Origin of the sequence: Roseivirga sp. BDSF3-8, assembly GCF_041449215.1 — a bacterium.
GTDB lineage: Bacteria > Bacteroidota > Bacteroidia > Cytophagales > Cyclobacteriaceae > JBGNFV01.
Map to the genome: position 1 here is coordinate 2,158,321 of NZ_JBGNFV010000001.1, position 26,433 is coordinate 2,184,753.

Genomic DNA, 26,433 nt, shown 5'->3' on the forward strand with positions numbered 1-26,433 from the left:
TATGTGGTAGTCCCGGCAGGAATCGAACCTGCATCTAAAGTTTAGGAAACTTCTATTCTATCCATTGAACTACGGGACCGGATAGCGGCCCAAAATTAGAAAATTATGGCTTTCAATCCAATTGCCAAAGCAGGGAAGCTACTTAGTAAACATCGTGCTTCAGGTAATTGGGGAAAATAGTGTAATGCTTTTGTGCAACCATCTCGCCTAATTTGGTTTTCAGCTCATCCATATTTTCTTTGTTTTGCGCAGATATGAAGACAACCTCCTCCTCACCACGAGCCATAAAAGTCTCTTTAAGGTGATCAATTGTAATTGGTTCTTCCTGCTCAAAAATATCCTCCATCTCTTGCCCGTTCACCTGATCTTCAGCGACTTCCGCATTTGCACGATACTGGTCTATTTTGTTAAATACCAGGAGGGTAGGCTTATCAGTGGCCCCGATATCAGAGAGGGTTTCTTTTACCACCTGCATATGTTCCTCAAAGTTAGGGTGGGATACGTCTATAACATGAAGGAGAATGTCAGCTTCGCGAATTTCTTCGAGGGTGGATTTAAAGGATTCGATGAGGTGAGTAGGTAGCTTACGGATAAACCCTACCGTGTCAGATAGCAGAAAAGGAATCTGATCTATCACCACCTTGCGCACAGTAGAATCAACAGTAGCAAATAGCTTATCCTCTGCTAGTACATCGGCCTTGGTCAGACGCCTCATCAGCGTTGATTTGCCTACGTTGGTATACCCTACAAGTGCTGCCCTTACTACGTTCGAGCGGTTCTTTCGCTGAATTTCACCTTGCTTTTCAATTTTCTCAAGCTTCTTCTTCAGTACATTTATCTGATTACGGATAATACGGCGGTCAGTTTCAATCTCCTTCTCACCCGCACCACCACGCGTGCCCGTACCACCGCGCTGGCGCTCCAGGTGAGTCCATAATCTTGTAAGTCTAGGCATTAGGTACTGGTACCTTGCCAGTTCTACCTGGGTTTTTGCCTGTGCGGTCTGAGCCCTTTTCAGGAATATATCCAGGATTAATAAACTTCGGTCATATATACGGACCTTAAGCGCTTTTTCAAGATTTCGAAGCTGAGAAGGGGTAAGGTCATCGTCAAAAATGACCATGCCTATATCCATTGCCTTCACGTACTCCATTATTTCCTCCAGCTTTCCTTTACCTACGAACGTACGTATGTCAGGCTTCTCCAGCTTTTGGGTATACATTTTTTTAGTCTCAGTACCCAGTGTTGTAGCTAAAAAAGCCAGTTCTTCAAGGTATTCATCTACCTGTTCCTGAGTTTGTTCCCGAGTTACGAGAGCCACCAGAACGGCAGTTTCAGGTATGCTGTTATCTCCGTTTACCGAAAGGGTATCTATCATGCAGTTTTAATTAGTCTACTCCTATAGTCATGCCTGAATACAACAAAATTAACAGAAGAAAATTTCCCATACTTAATATACAAGCCTAATCTGCAATGGATTTAGCAATCTATAGCCATGTAGTGTCTGATAAAAGTTGTAGCATTGCAGAAAAAATCAGTCAAAATGCATAGGTCAACTATGCTAACTAATTATTAAGAAAGAGGGTTAAGTATAAAAAAAGTAAAATTTTGTATAATTTTATTTCCAGAAAAACCTAATGGGTGGTTGAGTTAGTAAGTTAACTCGACTACAGATTGGTTTTATAAGGAATGGCCGGATGAAGATAGCAATTGTTCTCAATACCTCCTGGAATATTTACAACTTCAGGATGGGATTGGTTAAAGCACTTTTAAAGGAAGGACACGAGGTAGTAACGGTGGCCCCTGAAGATGAATTTTCCCCCCTATTGGTAGAGGCTGGTTGCCAATATGAGAAGGTAACAATGGATAGCCGTGGAGCTAGCCCTCTAAAAGACTTTGGCCTGTTACTTGAACTCAGAAGGATATACAAGAGAACAGCCCCTGATGTAGTTCTTCACTTTACCATTAAGCCTAACATTTACGGAACAGTTGCCGCAGCCACTTTAGGTATTCCGTCCATCAATAATGTCAGCGGCCTCGGGACCGTTTTTCTCAAAGATAATCTTGTTAATCGTATAGCCATTGGGCTTTACCGGGCTGTTTTTCGCCTGCCAAAACTGGTGTTTTTTCAAAATAAGCACGACCTGAATCTATTTCTGGAAAAGCGGCTTGTGAAAAAGCAGATAACCGGCTTGCTGCCAGGATCTGGGATTGCCCTTGATCACTTTATCCCCTCCAAGTTTGAGCTCCATAAGCCTTTTACCTTTCTAATGATCAGCCGGCTTATATATGATAAAGGCGTTCTTGAGTACGTGGAGGCAGCTAAGAAACTCAGGGCCAAAGGGTTAAAGGCAAGGTTTCAGTTGCTTGGTGCCAAAGACCCCAAGCATAAGCGGGGTATTTCAACTGAACAAATAGACCAATGGATAGCGGAAGGCGATATCGAATATCTGGGCACAAGTAAAGATGTTCGAGAGAATATCAATAAGTCCGACTGTGTTGTTCTGCCCAGTTACCGTGAAGGTACTCCCCGCACGCTGCTTGAAGCCGCGAGCCTTTGTAAGCCCATTGTCGCTACTGATGTGCCGGGATGCACCAACGTAGTGACAGATAACGTGAATGGCTTTCTGTGCAAAGCGAAAGATGCCCATGACCTTGCCAGTAAAATGGAAATGATGCTTAAGGCCGAAACAGAGCAAATCTCTGAAATGGGTGAAAACGGACGCAGAATTGTCGAAGAAAGATTCGACGAGAGAATCGTAATAGAAAAATACCTGGCAGCTGTGGAAAAGCAGGCCTTAGTGGCTGGTAACCTGGCTGTTTCAGAGTATTAAGGCTTTTTTACTGCTGGGAAACCTGTTTCATTAAAGCCGTAAAAGAATCCGTATATTTGCCCGTGCACATTTAACTGCTGATTTTGAACAAACGGATAATACGCATATCAGGGCTGCTTTTATTGGCATTTAACCTCCTGTCATGTAGCGCCTATAAGCAACACATAATGTTTCGTACGGCCGAGGATTTTCCTTCAGGAAAGGTAGGCATGGCTGTAGCCGAAGCTGAACGTACCTACCGCATAAGGCCTTATGACAGGCTCACAGTTGAAGTATTTACTAATAGCGGAGAGCGAATTATTGACCCTAATTTTGAACTGTACGAAACAGGTGAGAACGGTGAGCACCGGCTTCTTGAATATACGGTACAGGAGAATGGCATGGTGCGGTTGCCGGTTGTGGGCGAACTCGAGGTTGGGGGCTACACTCTCTTCCAGGCTGATAGTCTGCTTAAGGTAGCATACAGCGAATATTTTGTTGAACCCTTCGTCATTTCTAATTACGTAAATAAGCGTGTTATTGTATTAGGCGGATCTGGAGGGCAGGTCATTCCGGTGGTGAACCAAAATACCAGTGTCATAGAGGTGCTGGCTATGGCCGGAGGGATACCGATGTATAATAAAGCACATAATATACGGTTGATCAGAGGTGACCTGGATGATCCGATTGTGCAGGTTATCGATTTATCCACCATCGAGGGAATGAAATCTGCCTCTCTTAGTGTTATGCCTGGAGATATAATTTACGTAGAGCAAATGGCTCGTCCTGGTGAATCTATTCGCGACGTGGCTCCACTGCTATCAATAATTACCAGTGTACTCAGCCTCACGGTTGTGCTTTTGCGAAACAACTAGTACCTGACTTTGGAAGAGAATAAATACGACATAGGTGTAAGGAGCGTAGCCAATGAGGATTCCGAGAGCCTGATTGAGAAAATCGATTTCGGAAAACTGTTGCTGGTAATTAGGAAAAGTCTGCCATGGATTATTCTGATAGTGACCATTACTACACTTTCAGCTTACTTAACTGTAAGGTATACGAAGCCCTTGTATGAATCCAGCTCTGACCTGAAGCTTAACATTAAAAGTGAGGCCAGCATTTTGGGTCTGAATAATCTCGATGAGGTAGAGGAAAATAAAATCACCAACATCAGCGGTGAAATAGAGCTCATCAGATCAAGACTGTTTTTTAAGAAAATAATTGATGAGCTGAACCTTGAAACAACCTACCATGCCTATGGTAATTTCTTAAATGATGAGAGGTACAAAAACAGTCCCTTTACAGTGGTATATGAGCTTACCGACCGCTCGTATTACGATAAGCCTTTTGACGTAGAGCTTTTAAGGCCTAATACCTTTCGGTTCAGTTATACGCATAATGGGCAAAAGTACAGCAGCATACATAGCTTCGGAGAGGAGATTACCGGCGAGGGCTTCAGTATAAAAATATATGGGACCGAGCACTATTCTCCATCATTACCCGACCGTGAATATTACTTTGTAATAAACAGTGAGCCGTCCCTGATTAACTACCTTGATAATGGCCTGGAGGTAGTTCCCTACAATATTAAGGCTAACACCATTCGTATTAGCTTTCGAGACCATAACCCCTTTAAGGCAAAGGATCTTGTAAATGCTATAGATACCCTGTACCTGCTTTACACCCGTGAAGAAAAAAACAAAGCCAATAAGCAGAAGATAGACTTCCTTAATGAGCAATTAAGTCTTACGGAAGAAAAGCTAGGTCAGTACGAAGACTATTTTGAGAACTTCACTATCGAGTACAAAACTACTGATCTAAAAGGAGATATCGGCCGGGTCATTGGTATGATGGAGCAACTGGACAGCATGCGGTTCTCATATCAAAAGAGACTTCGGTTTATAAACCAGGTGTACGACGAGATATCTGTAGATGACGCAGCTGTTAATGAATTATTGGCGGATAATGACTATCTGCCACAAGACCTTACCACGCTGGTTCAGGAGTTCAGCGAACTGGTTCAGGAAAAAGAGCTATTACTAACCAGCTACAACCCAAATACATTTACCGTTAAAAAGAAAAACCAGGAGTTGGAGCTACTCAAGTCTTCCATACTGGACAGGCTCAATAGTATCCGGGAGAACATCTTTACTCGTCTTGGCGAAGTAAATAACCGTCGCCTTGAAATGGAAGATGACTTTACGACATTACCCGGCAAAAGCATGGAGTACACAAAGATTAAGCGCAAGTATGATCTTGATGAAGAGCGGTACCTCATGCTTATGGAAAAAAAGGCTGAGTTTCAGATTGCTGAAGCAGGCACCACCACCGATTTTGTCATTCTTTCGAGCGCCTCAGTTGCACCTTCTCCTATTTACCCTCAAAAGGGCCTTGTCATGGGTGCAGGACTTGTAGCCGGCTTCATATTTAGCCTCCTCTTCGTTGGGGGTAGGTATGCCTTACACAATAAGATCAGCAGCCAGTCCGAGCTGGAGGCAGTGACTTCCATTCCCGTACTCGGTACTGTGCCTGTATATCACCTGGATAATATCTCAGAAACCCGGATGATTGTTGATAAGCATCCCAAGTCCGGAGTGAGCGAAGCCTTAAGGGCTATTCGTACTAATCTTGAGTTCCTTACAGCCAAAAAGAAAACGAAAGTAATATCAGTTACCTCTACCATAAGTGGCGAGGGAAAGACTTTTGTGGCCTCTAATCTGGGAGGTATTATCGCTATGTCCGGCTCAAAAGTGCTTATTATGGACCTGGACATGCGAAGGCCAAAAGTTCATAAGGCCTTCGAAAAAACTAATGGAAGCAAAGGTGTAAGTACCCTGCTTATCGGAAGAAGTACATTGGAGGAATGTATCCAGCGTACATCGCTGGAAAACCTCGATATAATTAGCGCAGGCCCCAACCCTCCCAATCCTTCAGAGCTAATTATGAGTACTGAGATGGAAGAGGTGCTAGAGCATGCCAAACAACTGTATGATGTAGTCATACTCGATACGCCACCAGTAGGATTAGTTACTGATGGGATGCTGGCTATGAAAAAAGCTGATTTGCCATTGTACATCGTACGGGCAGAGTATTCTAAAAAAGCTTTTCTTAAATCCGTCAATCGTTTGGTAAAGGTAAACAGGCTCAATAAATTGTGCCTGATACTAAATGCTACCAGCTCCTATGCCGAATATGGTTATGGCTATGGCTACGGGTACGGAATGGGATATTACGAAGAGCCAGACCAGGTAGAGAAGAAATCCTTTTTTAAGAAAATTTTTAGCAGAAACTAGGTGCTGAAAAAGCTTTTTGGAATGAAATCTACCCCGAAGAGAAAAACTGTTCCCTTTCGGGTTGATATCCACTCGCATTTTATTCCCGGTATAGATGATGGCTCTGAGACCATGGAGCAGACTATTCATATGCTCAGGCGTATGGAAGAATTTGGCTACCAAAAGGTCATTACCACGCCTCATATTATCCACGATACCTATCGTAATACCCCCGAAATTATTTTAGAGGGTGTGAGAAAAGTACAGGAAGCGGTGAAAAAAGAGAGTATCCCTATTAGGATTGAAGCTGCGGCTGAGTATTACCTTGATGAGTTTTTCATGGAAAAACTTGCGAACAAAAGTGAAAAGATACTAAGCTTTGGTGATGATTATGTGCTCATTGAAACGTCATTTATTAATGAGCCTGTATTTCTGGAGCATGCCATATTCGAGTTGCAGTCGCAAGGGTACAAGCCTGTATTGGCCCACCCTGAGAGGTACCTGTATTTTCATAATAAGAAAGAAGAGCTGAGCCGCCTAAAAGAGCGAGGGTTGTTGTTGCAGGTAAACCTTAATTCTTTAAATGGATATTACGCCAAACCTGCCTCGAACATCGCTGCGTGGATTATTGAAAACAAAATGGCTAACTTCCTGGGTAGTGACTGTCACCATGACAGGCACCTTGACAATATCGGGAAGGTCATCAACTCTAAATTATTTGATAAAGCATTAGATAACCCCCTTTTGAACACAGAACTAATTTAATCCGTATGCACATGAATGCTTTCTATGGCATTCTGCGTTAGAAAGGAAAGCCTGTTGCCTTTTACTCACAGGTACAAAATATCTTACAGCCGGGATAAATCTATCCGTGAAATTGTTAAATTGAGCATAACGGATGCCGGCTGATATAAATAAAAGTTGGATGGGAGATAGTTTTAAACGACGCGAAGAGGGAAAAGAATTGATTAATCAATTCGAGGAAAACCTGAGAAATAAAAGCTATTGCTTTTTTGATATTGAAGCGTATGAAGAAATTATAGATCACTACCTCGAAAGAGGAAACTTTAAAAAGGCCCTTAAAGCCTGTGATATTGCCCTTGAGCAATACCCCTTCTCTACTGAACTCAGACTTGAAAAAGCCCAGATACTTACTAATATGCAGCGGTTCGATGAATCGCTGGAACTACTGGAAGAGGCAGGAAATTTACAGCCCAATGATCCTGACGTGCTTTTCTATTCCGGCTCAGTGTATTCCCTAATGGGAAAATATGATGATGCTATAGAAATGTTCAATCGCGCCATTCATGTATGTGAAGATCGCGATGAAGTTTATTACCACATGGGCCTTGCCTATCAGGGCATGGGTAAGTATGGAGAGGCGATTGATTGCTACAGAGAGTCTATTGAAATAAACCTTAATCATGAAAACGCTCTTTACGAGCTGGCATATTGCCTCGATATGATTGGGGAGCTTGAAAGTAGTATCACCTTTTACAAGAAATTTATTGATGCTGATCCTTACTCCAGCAGTGCCTGGTATAATCTGGGCATCATTTATAATAAGCTGGAGAAGTTTGAAGAGGCTATTCAGGCCTATGATTATGCCACAGTAATAGACGACGAGTTTGCTTCCGCATGGTTTAATATGGGTAACTCCTTTATGAACCTTGACAAGTATGCAGACGCACTGAGGTGCTATGAGAAGACACTTGATGCAGAAGGAGCAAGTGCAGAAATATACAATTACATCGGTTCAGCTCATGAGAAGCTGGACAACTATGGGAAAGCTATCACTTTCTATAAAAAAGCTGTAAAGCTGGATCAGCTTTATGATCAGGCCTACTTTGGTCTTGGTTGCTGCCTCATCAGGCAGGATCGTGCATATGAGGGTATACATTTTTTAAATAAGGCCCTTAAGCTGGATGCAGAGAACTTTGAATACTGGCTCGCCGTAGCCGATGCTGAATACCAGGTGGGTAATGTAGTAAGCAGCCTTGAAGCTTACTACGAGGCCAGCCTTCTCAATCCGGAACATGCGGCTATGTGGCTGGACTGGTCACTTATACTATACGATCAGGGTAACTATGATGAAGCCATTGACATAGTTATGAATGGTATAGAAGAGCTTCCTGAAGAAGCTGAACTATACTATCGGGTCACTGCCTACCTGATTGCTAATGGTAAATACAAAGAAGCATTCAATTTTCTTGAAAATGCCTTAATTTTGAACTTCGACATGCATACGCTACTTTTGGAGTTTTTCCCTAAGCTGGAAACACAGAAAGCGTTGTTCAAGGTTATTGAGCAGTTCAGAAAAGAAAAACCCTGATGAATTATACCCTTAAGAGTGTGCCCGAGCGCACCGTTAAGCCCAGACAAACCGGGTTCACGATGGCTATGGACAAAGGTCTGAGCCTACGCCAGGTGGAAGATTTTATTTCCGTATGTGGTGACTATGTGGATATTGTTAAACTCGGCTGGGCCACTTCGTACGTTACACCTAACCTTAAGGAAAAAATAGACCTCTATAAAGCTGCGGGGATACCTACCTATCTTGGGGGTACTCTGTTTGAAGCTTTTGCGATTAGAGGACAGTTCGATGACTACCGGCGAGTGCTCGACAAGTATGACCTATCTTTCGCAGAGGTTAGTGATGGGTCTATAGAACTTGATCATGATATCAAGTGTGAATATATCCGGAAGCTATCTGAACAGGTGACCGTATTATCAGAAGTAGGCAGTAAAGATGCTGAAAAAATTATACCTCCCTATAAATGGATTGCCCTGATGCAGGCTGAGTTAGATGCCGGGGCGTGGAAAGTAATCGGTGAGGCTCGTGAAGGGGGTAATGTCGGTCTGTTCCGCTCTAGTGGAGAGGTAAGAAGCGGTCTTGTGGAAGAGATCCTCACCAAGATCCCTTTTGAGAAGATAATATGGGAGGCTCCACAAAAAGCCCAGCAGGTCTGGTTTATTAAACTACTAGGTGCTAACGTGAATCTTGGTAATATTGCCCCGCACGAAGTCATTCCTCTGGAAACTATCAGACTTGGGTTGAGGGGTGATACTTTCAATCACTTTCTAGACATAGAAAAAGCAGGCGGCACGATTTAATATACCTCCAGCATGAGAAGAGTAAAGGATTACGTCCTTTTGTTTTTTAAAGGCGTAGCCATGGGCGGGGCTGATGCAGTTCCCGGCGTATCCGGGGGTACTATTGCCTTTATCACAGGTATCTATGAAGAGCTGCTGGATAGTATTGGCGAGGTGGATGTCTCTGCCCTTAAACTCCTCTTTAAAGGAAGGTTTGTAGATTTCTGGAATAAGATAAACGGAAGTTTTCTCATTGTCCTTTTATCCGGAATACTATTTAGCCTGCTATCACTGGCTAAGGTTATTACTTTTTTACTTGAGACATACCCAATACAGTTGTGGTCCTTTTTCTTCGGGCTTATTATTATTTCATCCATATATGTAGCCCGAAGCATTAAACGCTGGTACCTCGGGGTGTTTATCGCAGGTGCCATAGGTATAGCTATTGCCTATTACATCACGATCATCTCTCCGGCTGAGACCCCTACCGAACCATGGTTTATCTTCCTATCAGGGGCATTAGCTATTTGCGCTATGATCCTGCCTGGCATTAGCGGCTCCTTTATCTTACTGATTCTAGGTAAGTATCAGTATATTTTTGACGCCCTGTCCAATTTCAAATTAAGCACTTTGGTGCTTTTTGGAAGTGGATGTGTTACCGGGTTACTCGTTTTTTCACGGGTCATAGGTTGGCTTCTGGACCGGTATGAAAATATTGCTATCGCCCTTCTGTCAGGTTTTATGGTTGGTTCATTGAATAAAATCTGGCCATGGAAGTCGGTTGTAAAGTACTATACCGATCGTCATGGGGAGGTACAGCCCCTGATCACTGAAAATGTACTTCCTAACCAATATGCTGAAGTAACAGGGTCCGACCCTATGCTTTTCCAGGCCATACTCTTTATGGCGTTGGGGATACTTCTTGTACTGCTGATTGAAATTGCAGCTAATTTTCTGAAGAAAAACAGCTAACCTATGTCTGCCTCTGATAAGCTTATAGGGCTCGTTGGGTTCCCTTTAGGCCACTCTTTTAGTAACCGTTATTTTACAGAGAAATTTCAGAAGGAAGGTATTGAGGGGTTTTCCCACCGGAATTTTGAAATTCAATCTGTCAATGATCTGAGCAAATTATTAAGTCAAGAGCCCCGGCTAATAGGCCTTAATGTAACTATCCCACTCAAGCAAGCCATAATACCTCTCTTACATGAACTGGATAGTACTGCCGAAGAAATAGGAGCTGTTAATACAATCCGAATAAGGGGGGGTAGGCTAAAAGGCTTCAATACTGACTATTATGGCTTTCAGGAAAGCTTAAAGCAATGGCTAGGTGATAAGATCACCTGCCTGAATAAAGCATTAATCTTGGGTACAGGTGGCGCCTCCAGGGCTATAAAGGTAGCTTTGGAGGATTTGGACATTGTGCCGCAGTATGTAAGTCGCCATCCGCAAGAGAACGAAATGAGCTATAACAGCTTAAAGGCAAGTCCCGACTTGCTTCACGAGTACCCGCTTATTATAAACTGTACTCCTCTGGGTACTTTTCCAGACATTGAGCAAAAGCCTGACATTCCATATGGCTCTGTAAGCTCAAATCACTGGCTTTATGACCTGGTTTATAATCCTGCTGAAACGGCTTTTCTAAATGCAGGAAGGAAACAAGGAGCGCAAATAAAAAACGGCCTGCAGATGTTACATCTACAGGCCGATAAGTCATGGGAAATCTGGAATGGTACTATTTAAACCATTACAGCAGCTTTCTGCTCAGTATACTTTTTGCTTGATTTCTTGAATTTCTCAATCTGACGAAGGTTCAGATTAATTATATGCGTAAGCATAGTGGGAGCGTATCCGCCACTACCTTTAGACCTTTGAGCCTTTGGCGTTTTGTGATAAGCATTTTCAGCCACCTTTTTGTGAGGCATCCTGAAGCTTTTGAGCTGAGTGCACAGGAACTCCATCGCCTTGATGTTTTCCCTTACGACGGGGTTGCTCTGATCGCTATTTTCCAGGAAGAGACTAAAACGGGTTAGCAGACTTGGCTTATTATTGTAAGCATTGTATACCTGCCTCATTTTGGGTAAAACGTAAGGGTGATACGTTTCCTTAAATCCAAGATACTCCTCATTTGTACAGTCAGAGCTCCAAAGGATGTGGTCAAACACAAATACGGGCATTTCTACAGCGCCAGGGCCAAGGTAAGTCTTACCATCTAGCTGAATAGGATCAAAATAGAAACGGAGGCTTCCTGCAAATACCTCAGGAGCTACATGCCTTTTCGCATGAACGACTCCTTTAACCATTGCCTGGAAATTTTCAGCAGTCTCGCGGCAAAGGGGAGCAAATTCAGGGTCTTCAAATGACATGTGGTAAAGCTTGTCAAGCAGAAGAATCGCTTTAACCAAAGGGTTCATGCTCATTTGAACACTATAAATCAGGTTCATTTCGTCAGCCGTACCAGTATAGGTCCGAAGGCGGCTGCCTTGTGGGTTCCATACGGAGTAGCTAATGAGTGTATCTCTTGGAGGGAGATCCAGTGTTTTGGACAACACCATCATAGTGTCAGCCAGATTGGGAACATGTGTTTCAGGTTCCTCGCCGTGTCTTTTTATAGAACCGAAGAGTATACCCAGATCACGCATGGCTGCTGCAGCTTCGTGATATGTGTATTTTTCTGCAGTTTCAGGAGTGGGAAGAGCATCCTTAAGGATGTTAATTAGCCCTTCAACATTTCCTTCGTTATTAAAAACAGGTATTTTTTTAATCCATTCGTCAGCTCCGAGTACGTCTGTTTGGCCGATGATCTGTTCGTCCTGATGAATGGTATCTAAAAAGGATTTCGTGTCGGGAAATGCCTTTTCCAGATTGGTGGGTGTCATCTTAGTTTTTTTTAGGTGTTATTAAAGTGTTTTTGTTATTGGTTAAGTTAGGTCTTCGGTTAGTTTATTAGTATGTAAGCAGAATTAGTTTATAAGCCAGTCCATGCATTGCTGCATAGAGTGTTTGGTGCGTATTTCCAGGTTGCCCCTGCCTATATTTAGGTTTACGTGGTCTACGCTATCTCTGGCGAAGATGTCTGCGGATGCAAAAATGGCAATTTTCTGCAATCCAAGCTTTTCCGCCTCCGGGTACCACGTATCAATGATGTAATTTTGTACATCACGGGACAATACTTTTAGTTGTGACTGATTGCTAAGGTGCTTTTTTATGCGGCTTTTTCTGATAAAATCATTTAAAGCCATGCATCCTAATCTGATGTCTTCCTGCTTGAGGTAGCCCATCCAATTAGCCACAATTATATTATGATCTTCTTCGTAAAGAATTTCAACAAATGACTCTTTAAATACTTGAACTAATGGCCGCATTCGCTAGAAATCATCTCGTAATCATTGCTAAGATATGACAAAATTTATTTTTACTTAAACAATACCTGTTGCTACGATCCTTTTGATCCGCAATATTTAGATGATAATGTCCTCTAATCTGCCGTTTTCCAGCCTTAATGAGGGTAACCAAAGATTGAACAGGTAATATCTATCGACAAAAGTCCAAAATGCTTAGACAGGGATAATTTAATTATTTTATCCCCAATGTAAGTTTTGGTATGAAAAAAAACAATTTTTGCTATATCCTAAAGGAACATTCCAGGATATTTTACGTTAGTTGATTCCGCTAAATGCCCACCATACCATGATATTACAATAATGGATTTTATTCTAAATTCTGAATATGAACCCACTGGGGACCAACCTGAGGCAATACGTCAGCTTGTCCAGGGACTGGATGACGGTGAAGAGTCGCAGGTACTTTTAGGGGTAACCGGGTCGGGTAAAACCTTTACAGTGGCTAATGTAATAGCTGAGACAAAAAGACCAACTTTGGTGCTCAGCCATAATAAAACACTGGCTGCACAGCTTTATGGCGAACTAAAGCAGTTTTTCCCTGAAAACGCGGTAGAATATTTCATTTCGTACTACGATTACTACCAGCCTGAAGCTTACATATCCAGTACTAATCTTTATATAGAGAAGGACCTTAGCATCAATGAAGAAATAGAGAAATTACGCTTAAGTGCTACTTCTTCGTTATTAACTGGTCGGCGTGATATTGTGGTAGTTGCCTCAGTGTCATGTATTTATGGTATAGGTAACCCCGAGGAGTTCGGGAAGAATGTAATTAAACTTCAGGAAGGTGACAGGCTTCCCAGAAATCAATTTTTATTTGCCCTTGTAGATATTCTCTACAGCCGGACGGAAGCAGAGTTTAAACGAGGAACATTCCGAGTTAAGGGGGATACAGTAGATGTTTTCCTGGCCTATGCAGACTTTGCTTATCGGTTTATCTTTTGGGGTGACGAGATAGAAGCTATCCAACGGGTAGATCCTCAAACGGGCAAGAAGATTTCTGATGAACGGATGGTGACCATCTATCCCGCTAACCTCTTTGTTACAGGACGCGATGTTATGCAGGTAGCCATCAAAGAAATTCAGGACGACTTGGTTTCCCAAGTTACTTCCTTTGAAACTGAGCAAAGATACCTTGAAGCAAAGAGGCTCAAGGAGCGTACTGAATTTGATTTGGAAATGATCCGTGAGTTGGGGTATTGTTCGGGCGTGGAAAACTACTCCCGATATTTTGACCGGCGGCGGCCTGGGCAGCGGCCTTTCTGCCTGCTTGATTATTTTCCTGATGATTACCTTCTGGTGATAGATGAAAGTCATGTGACTGTGCCTCAGGTCAGGGCTATGTGGGGTGGTGATCGTGCCCGAAAAACGAGCCTTGTGGATTTTGGCTTTAGGCTTCCCAGTGCATTAGATAACCGCCCGCTAACTTTTAACGAATTTGAGGATATGATCAACCAGATCATATTTGTCAGTGCCACACCTGCGGAATATGAGCTCAGGAGGTCGGAGGGGGTGGTAGTAGAACAAATCATTCGTCCCACAGGCCTCCTTGATCCAGAGATAGATGTGCGCCCCTGCCTTAATCAGATTGACGATTTGCTGGAGGAAATTGACGAACGGATTAAAAAGGAAGAGCGTGTACTGGTTACTACGCTTACCAAGAGAATGGCTGAAGAGCTTAATAAATTTCTTGAGAGAGCAGGTGTCAAAGCGCGATATATTCACTCTGAGGTAGACTCCCTGGAGCGGGTAGAGATACTGCGACAGCTTCGTTTGGGTGAGTTTGATGTACTTGTAGGCGTAAACCTGCTGCGGGAGGGACTCGACCTGCCGGAGGTGTCACTGGTGGCTATTTTGGATGCGGACAAGGAAGGGTTTCTCAGAAATGAGCGAAGCCTGGTACAAACCATAGGTCGAGCCGCCCGAAATGAAAATGGCAAAGTAATTATGTATGCCGACACCATTACGGACAGCATGCAGCTTGCTATAGATGAGACTAACCGGCGCAGGGCTATCCAGGAAGCCTACAATAAGGAACATGGGATTACGCCTAAAACAGTCCGCAAATCACGAGAGGCTATTCTTTCTCAAACCAGTGTGGCAGATAGTAGTAGTAAAAAGAAGAAATACTATGCAGGCCAGGAAACTATGTCAGTAGCTGCTGACCCTATAGTAGGCTATATGGGTAAATCTGAGTTGGAGAAGACCATTAAGCAAACTCAGAAAAACATGGAAAAGGCTGCCAGAGATCTCGATTTTATAGAAGCTGCCCGCTTGCGTGACGAACTTGCGGAGTTGAAAAAACTCCTGGAAGAAAAGTCGTAGGAGGTATCAATCCGGCTTCAAAGCTGGTAAAATAACTTAGCCAGCCTGGTAAAGTGTGCTTTTAGTTCCTGTGAGTAAAAAGCCCTCAGCCTGCTTCGCATCCTTAAAAAAGGCTATTTCTGTGTGATCAGTCATTTTTTCATTCATTTGCTTATTAAGCATGGTGAAAAAATGCTCTGTAAAGGCATCACTGCTGGTGATTACAGATACTTTACAGTCTTTATAGACCTCGTGCTGACGTAAGCGTCTACAGCATCTCTTTGTCCAGTCCAGTAATTCCATTACTACCTCAGTGGTGATGGCATGTGAGAACTTAGTCTTGTCAAATAGCCAATTATTGGTTTTATGGTTTAACGCCAGGTTAATAGCCAGGTCGAGCGAGTCCCGGTAGGCATATATCGAACTAAATTCTTTAAAGATGAATACCACGGCATTTTTGACATTGTCATAGTATGCCGTTCCCATATTAGAAATAATAGATTGCATAGTGATTTCCTTAAAAAATTAAAAACGGTCAGAAAAAATACAACCCTTTATGGTTGCCCTGTACAAGAGCCGCAAAATACAATCGTTTTAAATAATATAAAGTTTCAATAAGTTTTAGATTGTATAAAATAATACCCTTCCATTTTCAGGGGATTATAAAGGTAATAATATAAGCAACTGTAAACAACAGTGTTGGGGTTCAATTGGAAATTCCCGCAAAAAATGATCACTTTATCGCAAACAACAAGATAATATTGTATTATTTTGTGTTTTTGGATATTAGAGTAACTCATTGGCCAGGTTTGCCAAATCTGATCGCTCCCCTTTTTCTAAGGTAACATGCGCATAGAGGGGATGGTCTTTGACCCTGTCAATTAAATAAGAGAGTCCATTGCTTTGTGAATCCAGGTAGGGTGTATCAATCTGATAGATATCACCGGTAAAGATAATCTTACAATTATCACCTGCTCGGGTAATAATGGTTTTAACTTCGTGTGGAGTCAGGTTTTGGGCTTCGTCTACGATAAAAAAAATGTTACTCAGGCTCCTTCCACGGATATAGGCCAGTGGCTGGATAACCAGCTTTTCCTTATTCACCATATCGGTAATCTTCTGGAAGTCCTTATCCGTTTCTTTGAATTGGTTCTGAATAAACTTAAGGTTATCCCAGAGAGGCTCCATATAAGGATTGAGTTTACTCTTGATGTCTCCGGGCAGGTAGCCTATGTCTTTATTACTTAATGGCACTATGGGTCGGGCAAGAAAGATTTGCTTAAAGTCACTGCGCTGCTCAAGTGCACTGGCCAGAGCGAGAAGGGTCTTTCCTGTTCCTGCTACTCCCTGTATGGTTACCAGCCTGATATTTTCCTGCAATAGTGCATGTATAGCGAATGTTTGCTCGGCGTTTTTGGGTTTAATACCATACACACTCCTTTTTTCCACCCGCTCCAGGTCACCCATCGTGCTATTGTAGTAGGCCAATACTGAATTAGTGTCGCTCTTCAGTATGTAGTAATTATTATGGCCGGGCTTTTTCCTTCCAAAAACTGGTTTTACGTCAAACCTCCCTTCCTTATGAAGAGCGTTGATTATTTGCGTGTCCAGGTTTTCCATAACCACCTTACCGCTATGCAAGGTGTTGACATTTTTGATCTTGCCTGTTTCATAGTCTTCAGCATGGATATCCACCGATTTAGCCTTGAGCCTCAGGTTTATGTCCTTAGTGACCAGTACTACTTTTTTACGTTTTCCGGCTGCAAGTTCTGCCTGTTCCTTTTGTAAGAGGATGGCTGCGCCCAGAATCCGGTGATCTGGTATGTCTTCCTGAAATGCCCCCGCTTCCGGAAATCCCATCACTACCCGGAAGTTGCCTTTAGTCTTTCCATTCAAAGGTATCCACTCCTGAAGGTTGCCTCCTTTTGAAAGCTCGTCCAGTTTACGGATAAACTCTCTTGCTTCGAAATTTTTGGTGTCGTTTCCTTTTTTGAACTGGTCCAACTCTTCCAAAACGGTAATAGGAATGGCTACATCATGTTCCTGAAAATTCATGATCGAATCGTGGGAGTACAGGATGACAGATGTATCCAGCACAAAAATCTTCTTTTCCTTACGGGCTCTGGCCATACAGTTATATTGGTAAGATGTAAAAAATGGGAAACAGCCATGAAAAGCATACTGCTGCTGTGGCAGTGAGTAAAAACAGTGGATAGGAGGGTGGTTCTATTCTGATTTCCGGCACGCTGAGTTTTCTCGTAATTGGACCTGCGATCCTAAGAAATTTAAGAAATCTTTTGAAAAATATACTACGTGCTCCCCGGAATTAACCGGTCCTTACCTATCAGTGCGTTCTGGTATTTCAGATTTCCGCATGAAAAGATCCTGCCCTGTACGTGGTTCAATTCTAAGTACTCCAGCCAGAACGAGCAATACCAATGTCCGGGAAACCTTCCTGGCAGGCTCTCCTGCTATTTCTGCAAATTGGGCTACGGTAATACTACCTTTTTTGTCCAGAAACTCCATTAGCTGCTTTTCCTTTTCGCCAAAGCTAAACCGAACTTCCCGCGACTTTTTTTCTCCTTTCAATACCTGCCTAACTTCACGACTTGCCTGGATACTCTGATCATTTACCCGGACGTAAACTTTTCTCTGAGGGGCCCCCGGTTCCTGTACATAATGAGGCCCCTCCGGGCTTTTATTTATGGAATAACGTATAACGGAACGGGACTCGTTTAGGGGAATAATTTCAGTAGTATAGTGTATATCAGGTGAGCAATAGCGGGCTATGGCCTTATCCAGAACATACTTGTCTTCTTCAGCAAATTTAAGGCCTGGTATTTTGCCGTCGTCGTCTACTCCTATTAGTAATTCACCGCCCTCTGTATTGGCGAATGCCACCACTTCTTTGATTATTTTTTCGGGGTAAGCTGCTTTTCTTTTAAACTCCAACCGTCCGTGTTCCCCCTGCCTTACAAGTGATTTGAGTTCTCTGAAGTTCATGATAAATTAGTTTACCCTAATGGGTACGAGACCCAGGGATGTGTATACAAAAACGCCTGGCAGGTAATGAAAGTTGTAAAATATCTCTACCAAAACGCAAAAAAAAGCCCCGGTATATCACCAGGGCTTATCATGATTTTTAAATGAAGAACTCTGTCAGACAGATACTGCTTCAGGGCTTTCTTCATATTCATCTACCGGAATACAACTGCACATGAGGTTCCTGTCTCCATAAGCGCTGTCGATACGGCTTACGGTCGGCCAGAACTTACCATCGCGTACATAATCTAATGGGTAGGCAGCTTTGGTGCGACTGTAAGGAAGATCCCACTCCTCGGCAGTAATGACCGCCTGGGTATGAGGTGCATTTTTCAATACATTATTATTCTCATCAGCCCGGCCTGCTTCAATCTCGCGAATCTCCTGACGGATGGAAAGAAGGGCATCACAGAAGCGATCAAGCTCAGGCTTGCTTTCACTTTCCGTAGGCTCTATCATGATGGTGCCAGGAACAGGGAATGAAACGGTAGGCGCATGGAACCCATAGTCCATCAATCGCTTGGCAATGTCTTCCACCTCAATATTTACCTTCTTAAACTCCCTGCAATCAATGATCATTTCATGAGCGCAGCGTCCGTTTTTGCCGGTATAGAGTACATCAAATGCTCCCTTGAGTCTCTCCTTAATGTAGTTAGCATTGAGAATCGCAAGTTGGGTGGCTTCTGTTAATCCCTCTGCACCCATCATAGCAATGTAGGCATACGAGATTGTAAGAATGCTTGCGCTGCCATAAGGAGCGGCAGATATAGCCGTAATAGCCTCATCACCGCCTGTTTTTACTATAGGATTTCCGGGAAGGAAAGGCTGAAGATGGGCCGCCACACAGATCGGGCCCATGCCAGGGCCTCCACCACCATGCGGGATACAGAATGTCTTATGTAAGTTCAGGTGGCATACATCTGCACCGATGTTTGCGGGGCTGGTAAGACCCACCTGTGCATTCATATTGGCTCCATCCATATATACCTGGCCTCCATGTTTGTGGATAAGGTCGCATATTTCCCGTATGGCCTCCTCAAATACTCCATGGGTGCTCGGGTAAGTCACCATAAGGGCAGAGAGGTTGGAGCTGTGCTTCTCCGCTTTCTCTTTAAGATCCTCAAGGTCGATATTGCCCCTCTCGTCGCACTTTACTATTACTACCTTCATTCCTGCCATGACGGCACTGGCCGGGTTAGTGCCATGTGCGGAAGAGGGAATGAGCACCACATCACGCTCGCTTTCGCCTCTGTCCAAGTGGTAAGCGCGAATCACCATCAATCCAGCATATTCACCCTGTGCACCAGAGTTAGGCTGAAGAGAGGTAGCTGCAAATCCGGTAATTTCTGAAAGCCAGTTCTCAAGATTTGTAAACAGTTTTTGATAGCCTTTGGCCTGATCTAATGGAGCAAAAGGATGCATGTGACCAAATTCTGCCCAGCTAACCGGCACCATCTCGGTAGTAGCATTGAGCTTCATGGTGCATGAACCGAGGGAGATCATGCTGTGCACCAGGCTAAGGTCTTTGTTCTCAAGCTTTTTTATGTAGCGCAGCATCTCACTTTCGGTGCGCAGGCTATGAAAAATAGGGTGATCCATGTACGGAGTCTCCCTTACCAGGCTTTCAGGCAGGGATAGCTCCAGGTTCTCAGCCAATTTATTCAGAGCCTCTTTATCAAGGATTCCTCCTGTTACCTCCGCCATTACATCCAGCAGCTCATATACATCGGCTACGCGAACAGTTTCATCCATAGTAATGCCTATGGCTGCCTCATCATGAAAATACCGTAGGTTGATACCGGCCTTTTCAGTTGCTTCCTTGATTTTCCCCTTCAGCCCTTCTTTGGGTAGTGCTATCTTCAGTGTGTCAAAGTAAGCCTCATTTTTTTGGGTAAGGCCTAATTGCTCGAGGCCTGCCTCTGTAAGGCGGGCCATTCCATGGCTGCGCAGGGCAATCTGCTTAAGGCCTTCGGGGCCGTGGTATACACAATACATACCTGCCATCACAGCAAGTAGTACCTGAGCGGTACAAATATTTGAGGTTGCTTTTTCGCGTCGTATGTGCTGCTCTCTTGTCTGAAGAGCCATTCGGTAGGCAGCGTTGCCCTTAGTATCAACAGAAATACCGATGATACGGCCGGGGATTTGTCGCTTATACTCTTCTTTAGTCGCAAAATAGGCAGCATGTGGGCCTCCATAGCCCATAGGCACGCCCATGCGCTGGCTGCTACCGACAACTACGTCTGCACCCATCTCTCCCGGGCTTTTAATTAAGGTAAGGCTTAAGAGGTCTGTGGCTACAGACACAAAAATATTCTGGGCCTTAGCTGTTTTTATCAGTGCTTCGTGGTCGGCTATTTCACCGTTAGCATCAGGGTACTGCAGAAGAATACCAAAAATTTCTTCGTCAGTAAGGTCCAGCGCGTCCAGGTCATCTACTACCAGTTCTATCCCGACAGGCAAGGCACGGGTCCGCAGAACATCCAACGTTTGGGGAAATGTATTTTTATCTACAAAAAAACGGTTTGCAGATTTCTTCTCTTTTTTTCTCAGGCTATACAGCATAGCCATTGCTTCTGCGGCTGCTGTGCCCTCATCCAGCAATGAAGCATTGGCCAGGTCCATGCCGGTCAGGTCCATCACTGCTGTTTGAAAGTTAATCAGTGCCTCCAGGCGGCCCTGAGCTATCTCAGCCTGGTAAGGAGTGTAGGCTGTATACCAGCCAGGGTTTTCCAGAATATTTCGTTGAATAACCCCTGGCACAATGGTACCGTAATACCCCATCCCGATGTAGCTTTTAAGCACCTTGTTTTCAGATGCCAGCTTTTTGAAGTCATTCAGAAAAGCATTTTCGGTTACGGGGGAAGGTAGATCAAGAGGTTTCTTCAAACGTATAGACTCGGGGATAGTCTGGGCTATAAGCTCTTCAACTGAAGTAGCGTTAACGGTCTGAAGCATTTCCCGGATTTGATCTTCATCCGGGCCATTGTGACGGGAGGCAAAATTTTGCCGGGCTTTCAGGTCGATTTTCATATCTGTAAATCCCTCAAAAATTCAGGAAACAAAGTGAATTATGCGTCGCAAAGGTATAATTAATTTAGAAGAAAAATGGTTCTCTGAAAGCGGTTTATATATCAGGGCAGGACTATATAAAAAAGGTCCTGAATGACTGTGCCATTCAGGACCCTGATTTTCAACCAGCTATGTAAAGAAAGACTTATATAAAATTAGTGTAATTATCTGCTATTACAATAATTGTTCTGTGTGTTTCGATAAAATCCAAATTTTATCTAACGAACTGAGGCTAAGGGAAGACCAATGCCGGGGAGGTGAAATACAGGTATAAAAAAAGGCCTCGGATAATAGTATAAATACTTTCCGAGACCATTTTCAACCAGCTATGTAAAGAAAGACTTTTATTTGACACTAAAGTAGGTAAAATATTATCATGAATACTCTTAATTAGATAAACCAATTTTTTCCATCGATAAGGAAATATATACCAGCGATTAAGAGGCTTTCTACCTTCTTCTCTTACCCTTATTTCCTGACTTTCTTTTGCCTTTGTTTGATCGGGCATCCCAATGACTCTGCGCTTTAGGATCTTTTTTTCGCTTTTTCTCATGAAAGGCGCCTTTGAAATTAGGGTTTTCCCTACGCTTTATAAGGTCTATTTCACGGGCTATCAACTGCTTTTCCGCGAAATCTGTCTTTTCGATTTTAACTTCGTCGGGTATTCTTCCCCTGGGAATAGGTTGGCGGATCAGTTTTTCGATATGCTTTACATGAAATAGCTCGGCCTCATTGGCAAACGAAATGGCTACTCCGGTATGTTCTGCCCGCCCTGTACGACCTATCCTGTGTACGTAGTCTTCGTGGATAAGTGGAATGTCAAAATTCACGACATGACTTACTTCTGCTACATCGATACCTCTTGAGGCTACGTCTGTGGCTACCAGCACCCGGATGTTACCTTCTTTAAAGTTATCCATGGCATTTGTACGGGTGTTCTGGCCTTTATTCGCATGGATCACCCGCAGTTCATCATCATGAAGCTTACGGCTCAGGTACTTGTAGACATTATTGGCCGTCTCCCGGGTTTTAGTAAAAACGATTACACGGGTCCAGGACTCTTTATCCTGTAACAGATGTTCCAGTAGATTTATCTTAGTCTTTAAATTAGGTACCTCATATAGTAATTGCTCTACCGTTTCGGCAGCTGTGGCCTGTGGGGTCACTTCTACTCTTTCCGGCCATTCCAGAAACTCTTCGGATAACTTCACCACTTTGTCAGGCATAGTTGCACTAAAAAGCAGGTTCTGTCTCTTGACCGGTATCACCTCGAGTACATTCCTGATCTTGGGCATAAACCCCATATCCATCATCTTATCCGCCTCGTCAATGACCAGGGTTTTTATCTCCTTCATCAGGAGGGCACCGGTTTTGTAGATATCGATTAACCTCCCGGGAGTAGCAACTATGAGGTCGCACCCGGCTTCTACGGCTTCTTTTTGACTTTTAGGCCCCTTTCCTCCATATAAGGCAACTGTACGAAGGTCAGTATATGTACTCAGTTTATTTACTTCGTCCTCTATCTGGATAGCCAACTCGCGGGTAGGGGTGAGAATTATAGCTCTTGGGCTGCTTCCCTGGGCATACCTGAGTTTGTATAATAAGGGTAACGTAAAGGCCGCTGTTTTGCCTGTGCCTGTCTGGGCTATTCCCAGTAAATCGTGCCCTGCCTGTATCAGTGGGATGGCTTTTTGCTGGATGGGGGTGGGGTGCTCGTATCCCTGCTCTTCTATCGCATTTAGAAGCTGCTTATTAAGCTTAAAGTCTTCGAATTTGTTAATATCTTGCGCCATAGCGAAAATCGTCAGGGTGTAGTTATACGAAGTGAACAGATAAAGGTAAAAAAATGAGCTCGGTTCTGATTCTAAATGCAAATATAGTTAATGAGGGGAAGACCTTTACCGGAGATGTGCTGGTGAGAGGTGAGCGAATTGAAAAAATAGCCTCCGGACTGTCAGGCGAAAAGGCTGATAAGGTCATAGATGCTAATGGGGCCTATCTTATGCCTGGCGTAATTGATGATCAGGTGCACTTCAGGGAACCGGGACTTACTCATAAAGCTGAGATTTATACAGAAGCTAAGGCTGCGGTAGCGGGAGGGACTACTTCCTTCATGGAAATGCCAAATACTAAGCCTCAAACGCTGACCCAGAGCTTGTTGGAAGAGAAATATAATCGAGCCGCCGAAGTTTCCCTGGCAAACTATAGCTTTTTTATGGGGGCCAGTAATGATAACCTGGATGAAGTACTCAAGACTGATCCTGAAAGGGTTTGTGGTGTAAAGGTATTTATGGGAAGCTCTACAGGCAATATGCTGGTAGATAATGAGCAAACCCTCAGAAATCTGTTTTCTCGGGTAGGTATGCTGATAGCGACTCATTGTGAAGACGAGGACATAATAAGAAAGAACGAAGCAATCTTCAGGGAAAAATACGGAGAGGAGGTCCCCATCCATTTTCATCCTATAATACGGAGTGAAGAAGCCTGCTACCTTTCCTCTTCCATGGCGGCGGGGTTAGCCAGGGAATATGGCACCAGACTGCATATCCTTCACATATCCACAGCGCGAGAGCTTGAGTTATTCAGCAACGCTGTTCCGCTCAAAGACAAGAAAATCACCAGCGAAGCATGTATTCATCACCTTTGGTTTGATGATTCTTACTATGATGAAAAAGGAACACTGATAAAGTGGAATCCTGCTGTAAAAAGATCGGAGGACCGTGAAGCAATACGACAGGCTGTGATCAATGATGTGATTGATGTAGTAGCTACTGACCACGCCCCTCATACTCTTGCAGAAAAACATAACCCTTACTTCAAGGCACCTTCAGGCGGCCCCATGGTGCAGCACAGTCTGGTTGCTATGTTGGAAATGGCCGAAGAGGGGGTCTTTACCCGGGAGAAGGTTGTGGAAAAAATGAGTCACAAAGTGGCTGAGTTGTTTCGTATTAAAGACCGTGGGTATATCAGGGAAGGGTATTACGCGGACCTGGTTCTGGTAGAGAAAACAGATGGCTGGAGGGTTACTAAGGATAGCCTCCTTTACAAGTGTGGCTGGTCACCCATGGAGGGACAGGCTTTTTCTCATAAAGTAACACACACGCTGGTAAGCGGACACCTTGCCTATGAGAATGGCAGGCTGGACGAAAGCCGCCAGGGCAAAAGATTATTATTTTATAAAAATTAAGGCGACAAAAAAACTTGTGCAATAATATAAGGTTTTATACCTTTGCCATCCTTAAACGGTGATTGTAGTTCAGCTGGTTAGAACGCCTGATTGTGGTTCAGGAGGTCGCGGGTTCGAATCCCGTCTCTCACCCATAAAAGCCTTTTCATTGCGAAAAGGCTTTTTTTGTTTTTTTACATGTCAGGCCACACATCTTTATCCTTTCAGTCGTTTTACTTATTTTTAATGGTTGATTTCAGGCAAGATGATGAATGAAGAGGAATTTGTAGAGCTGAAAATGCACGAGAAAATCAGGCTGCTGTATCAGGAAGGGGCCTTTGTGACTAATATCCGTTATTATGGGTATAAGATCAATCTTTACCTGCTTTACAATTATTTTGTGGAGGTATTCTATAACCATAAAGAAGACAAAGTGGAAAAGATCGAGCTTATGGATCGTAAAACCTCAAGGCTAAAATTTTATACAGACCAGATAAGCCTGCCTGTTAACCTTTTATAAATGGCCCGAAGGCATATTCCAACCTTATAGCCTGAAACGCTGTCTATCACTTGCAAGGACCTGCAGAAATTAATGATAGATCTGAAAAAATCGATATTCTTATTCTCTTTGGTAATGCTTGGCAGCATGCTTACAGGCTGCCTTGATGCCGATAGTGACGCTGCTTTACCGGATGAGGCCGTGTGTGACCCTTCATCCCCCGCAGTAAATCTCACTCTTTACAGGGTACTCACAAACGATTCCTTTGAGGGAATTACCCTGACTGAGCTTGGACGGGAAGAGTCTGTTCGTTATGACAGTCTTGCTTTCGTGCTCAGGTTTAAACAAGGACCATCCTGCCCTACTAAACAGGAGGCTGTGGACTCAGCCAACCTTATTAGCCTCAATACATACGATGATAACCACCCGCCTTATACTCGTCTTAATGATGTAATGGAGGTGGTGCTTCAAAGTGAGCAGGCTATCTATCCCGTAGGGTATGAAAGCTACAGCCCAGGTGATGAAAACCAGTTTATTGTATTGCTTTCAGAAGCCCCTGACTCAGAAGGCGTGCAGCAATTTGGTCTTTGGTATGACGGCCGGGTGTATCAGTTGTCTTTCCCGGTATACATAAGACGGTAACTAAACCAGTCTGACATAGCTCCCAAGTATCTTCACATGCTTGCGATACTTATCCAGCACTTTTTTCACATTATCCTGCTCAAAATGCCCAACGAGGTCTATAAAGAACCAGTATTTGAAAGATTTCCCCTTTCTGGCAGGTCTGCTTTCAATTCTGGTAAGGTTTACCCCATTATCATGAAAGTCTTTCAGGAATGATGCCAGGCTGCCGGGTTCGTCACCGAGGCGAGCCAATATGGTGCTTTTATCACTATCCCCCATTTTATTGATCACATCTCGTGCAATAATGAGAAAACGGGTCATGTTATCTGAAGAGTCTTCAATATTTTCAAAAAGCAAAGGGAGGTTTTGTTGCCGGGCTGCGATATGAGAGCAAATAGCTGCACTGTCCGGTTCACGGGCCGCCATATGCGCCGCCTTACTCGTGCTATCTACCGGGATTAAGTCAACCTTATTTATTCCATAGGTTTCCTTCAAAAACTTACTACACTGCCTAAAGGCAATATCCTTTGAGTATATCCTGCGGATGTCCTGTACTTTTTCGGCAAGTGTCGAAAATGAAAAGTGGATGGGTAGTGGGATCTCGGCAACAATATTCAGATCGGTACGTGTGAGGCATTCAAAGGTCTCGGTAACCACACCTTCACGATTATTCTCGATGGGAACTACTCCAAAGCGGGCCCGGCCAGTTTCGACCATGTCAAATACGGAAGAAATTGTTTCTACGGGCAGGTACTCGCTCATCGCGCCAAACCGGCTTTCTGCTGCCTGGTGAGTAAAGCTACCTTCAGGTCCGAGATAACTGATCTTTTCCGGCAGTTCAATATTCCGGCTTACGGCAAAAATCTCCAGGAAAATGGCTTCGATGGCTTGCCGGTTCAGCAGGCCGTGATTGAGGGAGGTAAGCCGGTCCAGAATAGCTTTTTCCCTTTCAGGCCGGTATATGACTGCGCGATTTACCTTTTTAAATTCACCTACTTTACGAACCACCTCCATCCGCTGGTTCAATAACTCCAGCAACTGGCTATCCAGAGTATCAATTTCCTTACGTAGTGAGTCCAGATCCGTCATTTTCAATTTATTGAGCGATCAATTTAAAAGAAATAACGGTTTGGTGAAAAGCGTTCGG

General features: G+C 43.7%; 21 protein-coding genes and 2 tRNA genes. 13 read left to right on the plus strand and 10 right to left on the minus strand.

All coding sequences use genetic code 11. From position 1 onward, the window contains the following. Window positions 1-4 precede the first annotated feature (4 nt). Window positions 5-79, minus strand: a tRNA-Arg gene (locus AB9P05_RS08765). A 63-nt stretch (window positions 80-142) separates the two neighbouring features. After that, window positions 143-1,378 (minus strand): GTPase HflX, encoded by a 1,236-nt coding sequence (hflX, locus tag AB9P05_RS08770; protein ID WP_371908449.1) that lies wholly within the window; start codon window positions 1,376-1,378, stop codon window positions 143-145. A 319-nt stretch (window positions 1,379-1,697) separates the two neighbouring features. On the opposite strand from hflX, the gene AB9P05_RS08775 reads away from it, so the two are divergent. The 8 genes from AB9P05_RS08775 to AB9P05_RS08810 all read left to right on the plus strand — a co-directional run bounded on the left by AB9P05_RS08775 (window position 1,698) and on the right by AB9P05_RS08810 (window position 10,918). Beyond that, on the plus strand, window positions 1,698-2,834 hold the full coding sequence (locus AB9P05_RS08775) for a glycosyltransferase family 4 protein (protein WP_371908450.1): 1,137 nt from the start codon (window positions 1,698-1,700) through the stop codon (window positions 2,832-2,834). 83 nt (window positions 2,835-2,917) lie between these two features. Continuing rightward, window positions 2,918-3,688: a polysaccharide biosynthesis/export family protein gene (locus tag AB9P05_RS08780; protein ID WP_371908451.1), complete on the plus strand. Its 771-nt coding sequence runs from the start codon at window positions 2,918-2,920 to the stop codon at window positions 3,686-3,688. Between the two features lie 9 nt (window positions 3,689-3,697). Next, entirely contained in the window at window positions 3,698-6,106 is a 2,409-nt protein-coding gene (locus AB9P05_RS08785; RefSeq protein WP_371908452.1) for a GumC family protein, read from the plus strand. A gap of 21 nt (window positions 6,107-6,127) precedes the next feature. Next, window positions 6,128-6,850, plus strand: coding sequence for a tyrosine-protein phosphatase (locus tag AB9P05_RS08790; RefSeq protein ID WP_371908453.1), 723 nt, complete (start codon window positions 6,128-6,130; stop codon window positions 6,848-6,850). Window positions 6,851-7,010: 160 nt separating this feature from the next. Continuing rightward, complete coding sequence (locus AB9P05_RS08795) at window positions 7,011-8,417, plus strand: tetratricopeptide repeat protein (protein ID WP_371908454.1); 1,407 nt, start codon at window positions 7,011-7,013, stop codon at window positions 8,415-8,417. After that, window positions 8,417-9,199, plus strand: coding sequence for a phosphosulfolactate synthase (locus tag AB9P05_RS08800; protein ID WP_371908455.1), 783 nt, complete (start codon window positions 8,417-8,419; stop codon window positions 9,197-9,199). The genes AB9P05_RS08795 and AB9P05_RS08800 overlap by 1 nt, the downstream gene beginning before the upstream one ends. Before the next feature lie 12 nt (window positions 9,200-9,211). Next, the gene (locus AB9P05_RS08805) at window positions 9,212-10,150 is read left to right on the plus strand and encodes a DUF368 domain-containing protein (protein ID WP_371908456.1); all 939 of its coding nucleotides are present in this window, start codon (window positions 9,212-9,214) and stop codon (window positions 10,148-10,150) included. Window positions 10,151-10,153: 3 nt separating this feature from the next. Continuing rightward, a complete protein-coding gene (locus AB9P05_RS08810) occupies window positions 10,154-10,918 on the plus strand; it encodes a shikimate dehydrogenase (protein ID WP_371908457.1) in 765 nt (254 codons plus the stop codon). Here AB9P05_RS08810 and AB9P05_RS08815 read toward each other — a convergent pair. Further along, window positions 10,915-12,054 carry a monodechloroaminopyrrolnitrin synthase PrnB family protein gene (locus AB9P05_RS08815; protein ID WP_371908458.1) on the minus strand — a complete coding sequence of 380 codons (1,140 nt, stop codon included), beginning with the start codon at window positions 12,052-12,054 and terminating at the stop codon, window positions 10,915-10,917. The two genes, AB9P05_RS08810 and AB9P05_RS08815, sit on opposite strands and share 4 nt — an antisense overlap. A gap of 84 nt (window positions 12,055-12,138) precedes the next feature. Then, entirely contained in the window at window positions 12,139-12,540 is a 402-nt protein-coding gene (locus AB9P05_RS08820) for a hypothetical protein (protein WP_371908459.1), read from the minus strand. A gap of 339 nt (window positions 12,541-12,879) precedes the next feature. Between AB9P05_RS08820 and uvrB the strand changes: the two genes are divergently transcribed. After that, window positions 12,880-14,904: an excinuclease ABC subunit UvrB gene (gene uvrB, locus AB9P05_RS08825; RefSeq protein WP_371908460.1), complete on the plus strand. Its 2,025-nt coding sequence runs from the start codon at window positions 12,880-12,882 to the stop codon at window positions 14,902-14,904. Window positions 14,905-14,940: 36 nt separating this feature from the next. On the opposite strand, the gene AB9P05_RS08830 is transcribed toward uvrB, so the two are convergent. The 5 genes from AB9P05_RS08830 to AB9P05_RS08850 form a co-directional block, all read right to left on the minus strand. Further along, on the minus strand, window positions 14,941-15,390 hold the full coding sequence (locus tag AB9P05_RS08830) for a hypothetical protein (protein ID WP_371908461.1): 450 nt from the start codon (window positions 15,388-15,390) through the stop codon (window positions 14,941-14,943). A 279-nt stretch (window positions 15,391-15,669) separates the two neighbouring features. Beyond that, window positions 15,670-17,013 (minus strand): PhoH family protein, encoded by a 1,344-nt coding sequence (locus AB9P05_RS08835; protein WP_371908462.1) that lies wholly within the window; start codon window positions 17,011-17,013, stop codon window positions 15,670-15,672. 207 nt (window positions 17,014-17,220) lie between these two features. Continuing rightward, window positions 17,221-17,886 (minus strand): helix-turn-helix domain-containing protein, encoded by a 666-nt coding sequence (locus AB9P05_RS08840; protein ID WP_371908463.1) that lies wholly within the window; start codon window positions 17,884-17,886, stop codon window positions 17,221-17,223. Between the two features lie 156 nt (window positions 17,887-18,042). Further along, window positions 18,043-20,958, minus strand: coding sequence for an aminomethyl-transferring glycine dehydrogenase (gene gcvP, locus AB9P05_RS08845; protein WP_371908464.1), 2,916 nt, complete (start codon window positions 20,956-20,958; stop codon window positions 18,043-18,045). A gap of 488 nt (window positions 20,959-21,446) precedes the next feature. Then, the gene (locus AB9P05_RS08850; protein WP_371908465.1) at window positions 21,447-22,790 is read right to left on the minus strand and encodes a DEAD/DEAH box helicase; all 1,344 of its coding nucleotides are present in this window, start codon (window positions 22,788-22,790) and stop codon (window positions 21,447-21,449) included. Between the two features lie 53 nt (window positions 22,791-22,843). Between AB9P05_RS08850 and AB9P05_RS08855 the strand changes: the two genes are divergently transcribed. From AB9P05_RS08855 to AB9P05_RS08870, 4 genes are all read left to right on the plus strand, one after another. After that, the gene (locus tag AB9P05_RS08855; RefSeq protein WP_371908466.1) at window positions 22,844-24,184 is read left to right on the plus strand and encodes a dihydroorotase; all 1,341 of its coding nucleotides are present in this window, start codon (window positions 22,844-22,846) and stop codon (window positions 24,182-24,184) included. Between the two features lie 57 nt (window positions 24,185-24,241). Then, a tRNA-His gene (locus AB9P05_RS08860) sits at window positions 24,242-24,317 on the plus strand. Between the two features lie 111 nt (window positions 24,318-24,428). Continuing rightward, the gene (locus AB9P05_RS08865) at window positions 24,429-24,683 is read left to right on the plus strand and encodes a hypothetical protein (protein ID WP_371908467.1); all 255 of its coding nucleotides are present in this window, start codon (window positions 24,429-24,431) and stop codon (window positions 24,681-24,683) included. Between the two features lie 72 nt (window positions 24,684-24,755). After that, window positions 24,756-25,304 carry a hypothetical protein gene (locus tag AB9P05_RS08870; protein WP_371908468.1) on the plus strand — a complete coding sequence of 183 codons (549 nt, stop codon included), beginning with the start codon at window positions 24,756-24,758 and terminating at the stop codon, window positions 25,302-25,304. Here AB9P05_RS08870 and pheA read toward each other — a convergent pair whose 3' ends face one another. Then, window positions 25,305-26,375: a prephenate dehydratase gene (gene pheA, locus AB9P05_RS08875; RefSeq protein ID WP_371908469.1), complete on the minus strand. Its 1,071-nt coding sequence runs from the start codon at window positions 26,373-26,375 to the stop codon at window positions 25,305-25,307. Between the last annotated feature and the right edge of the window lie 58 nt (window positions 26,376-26,433).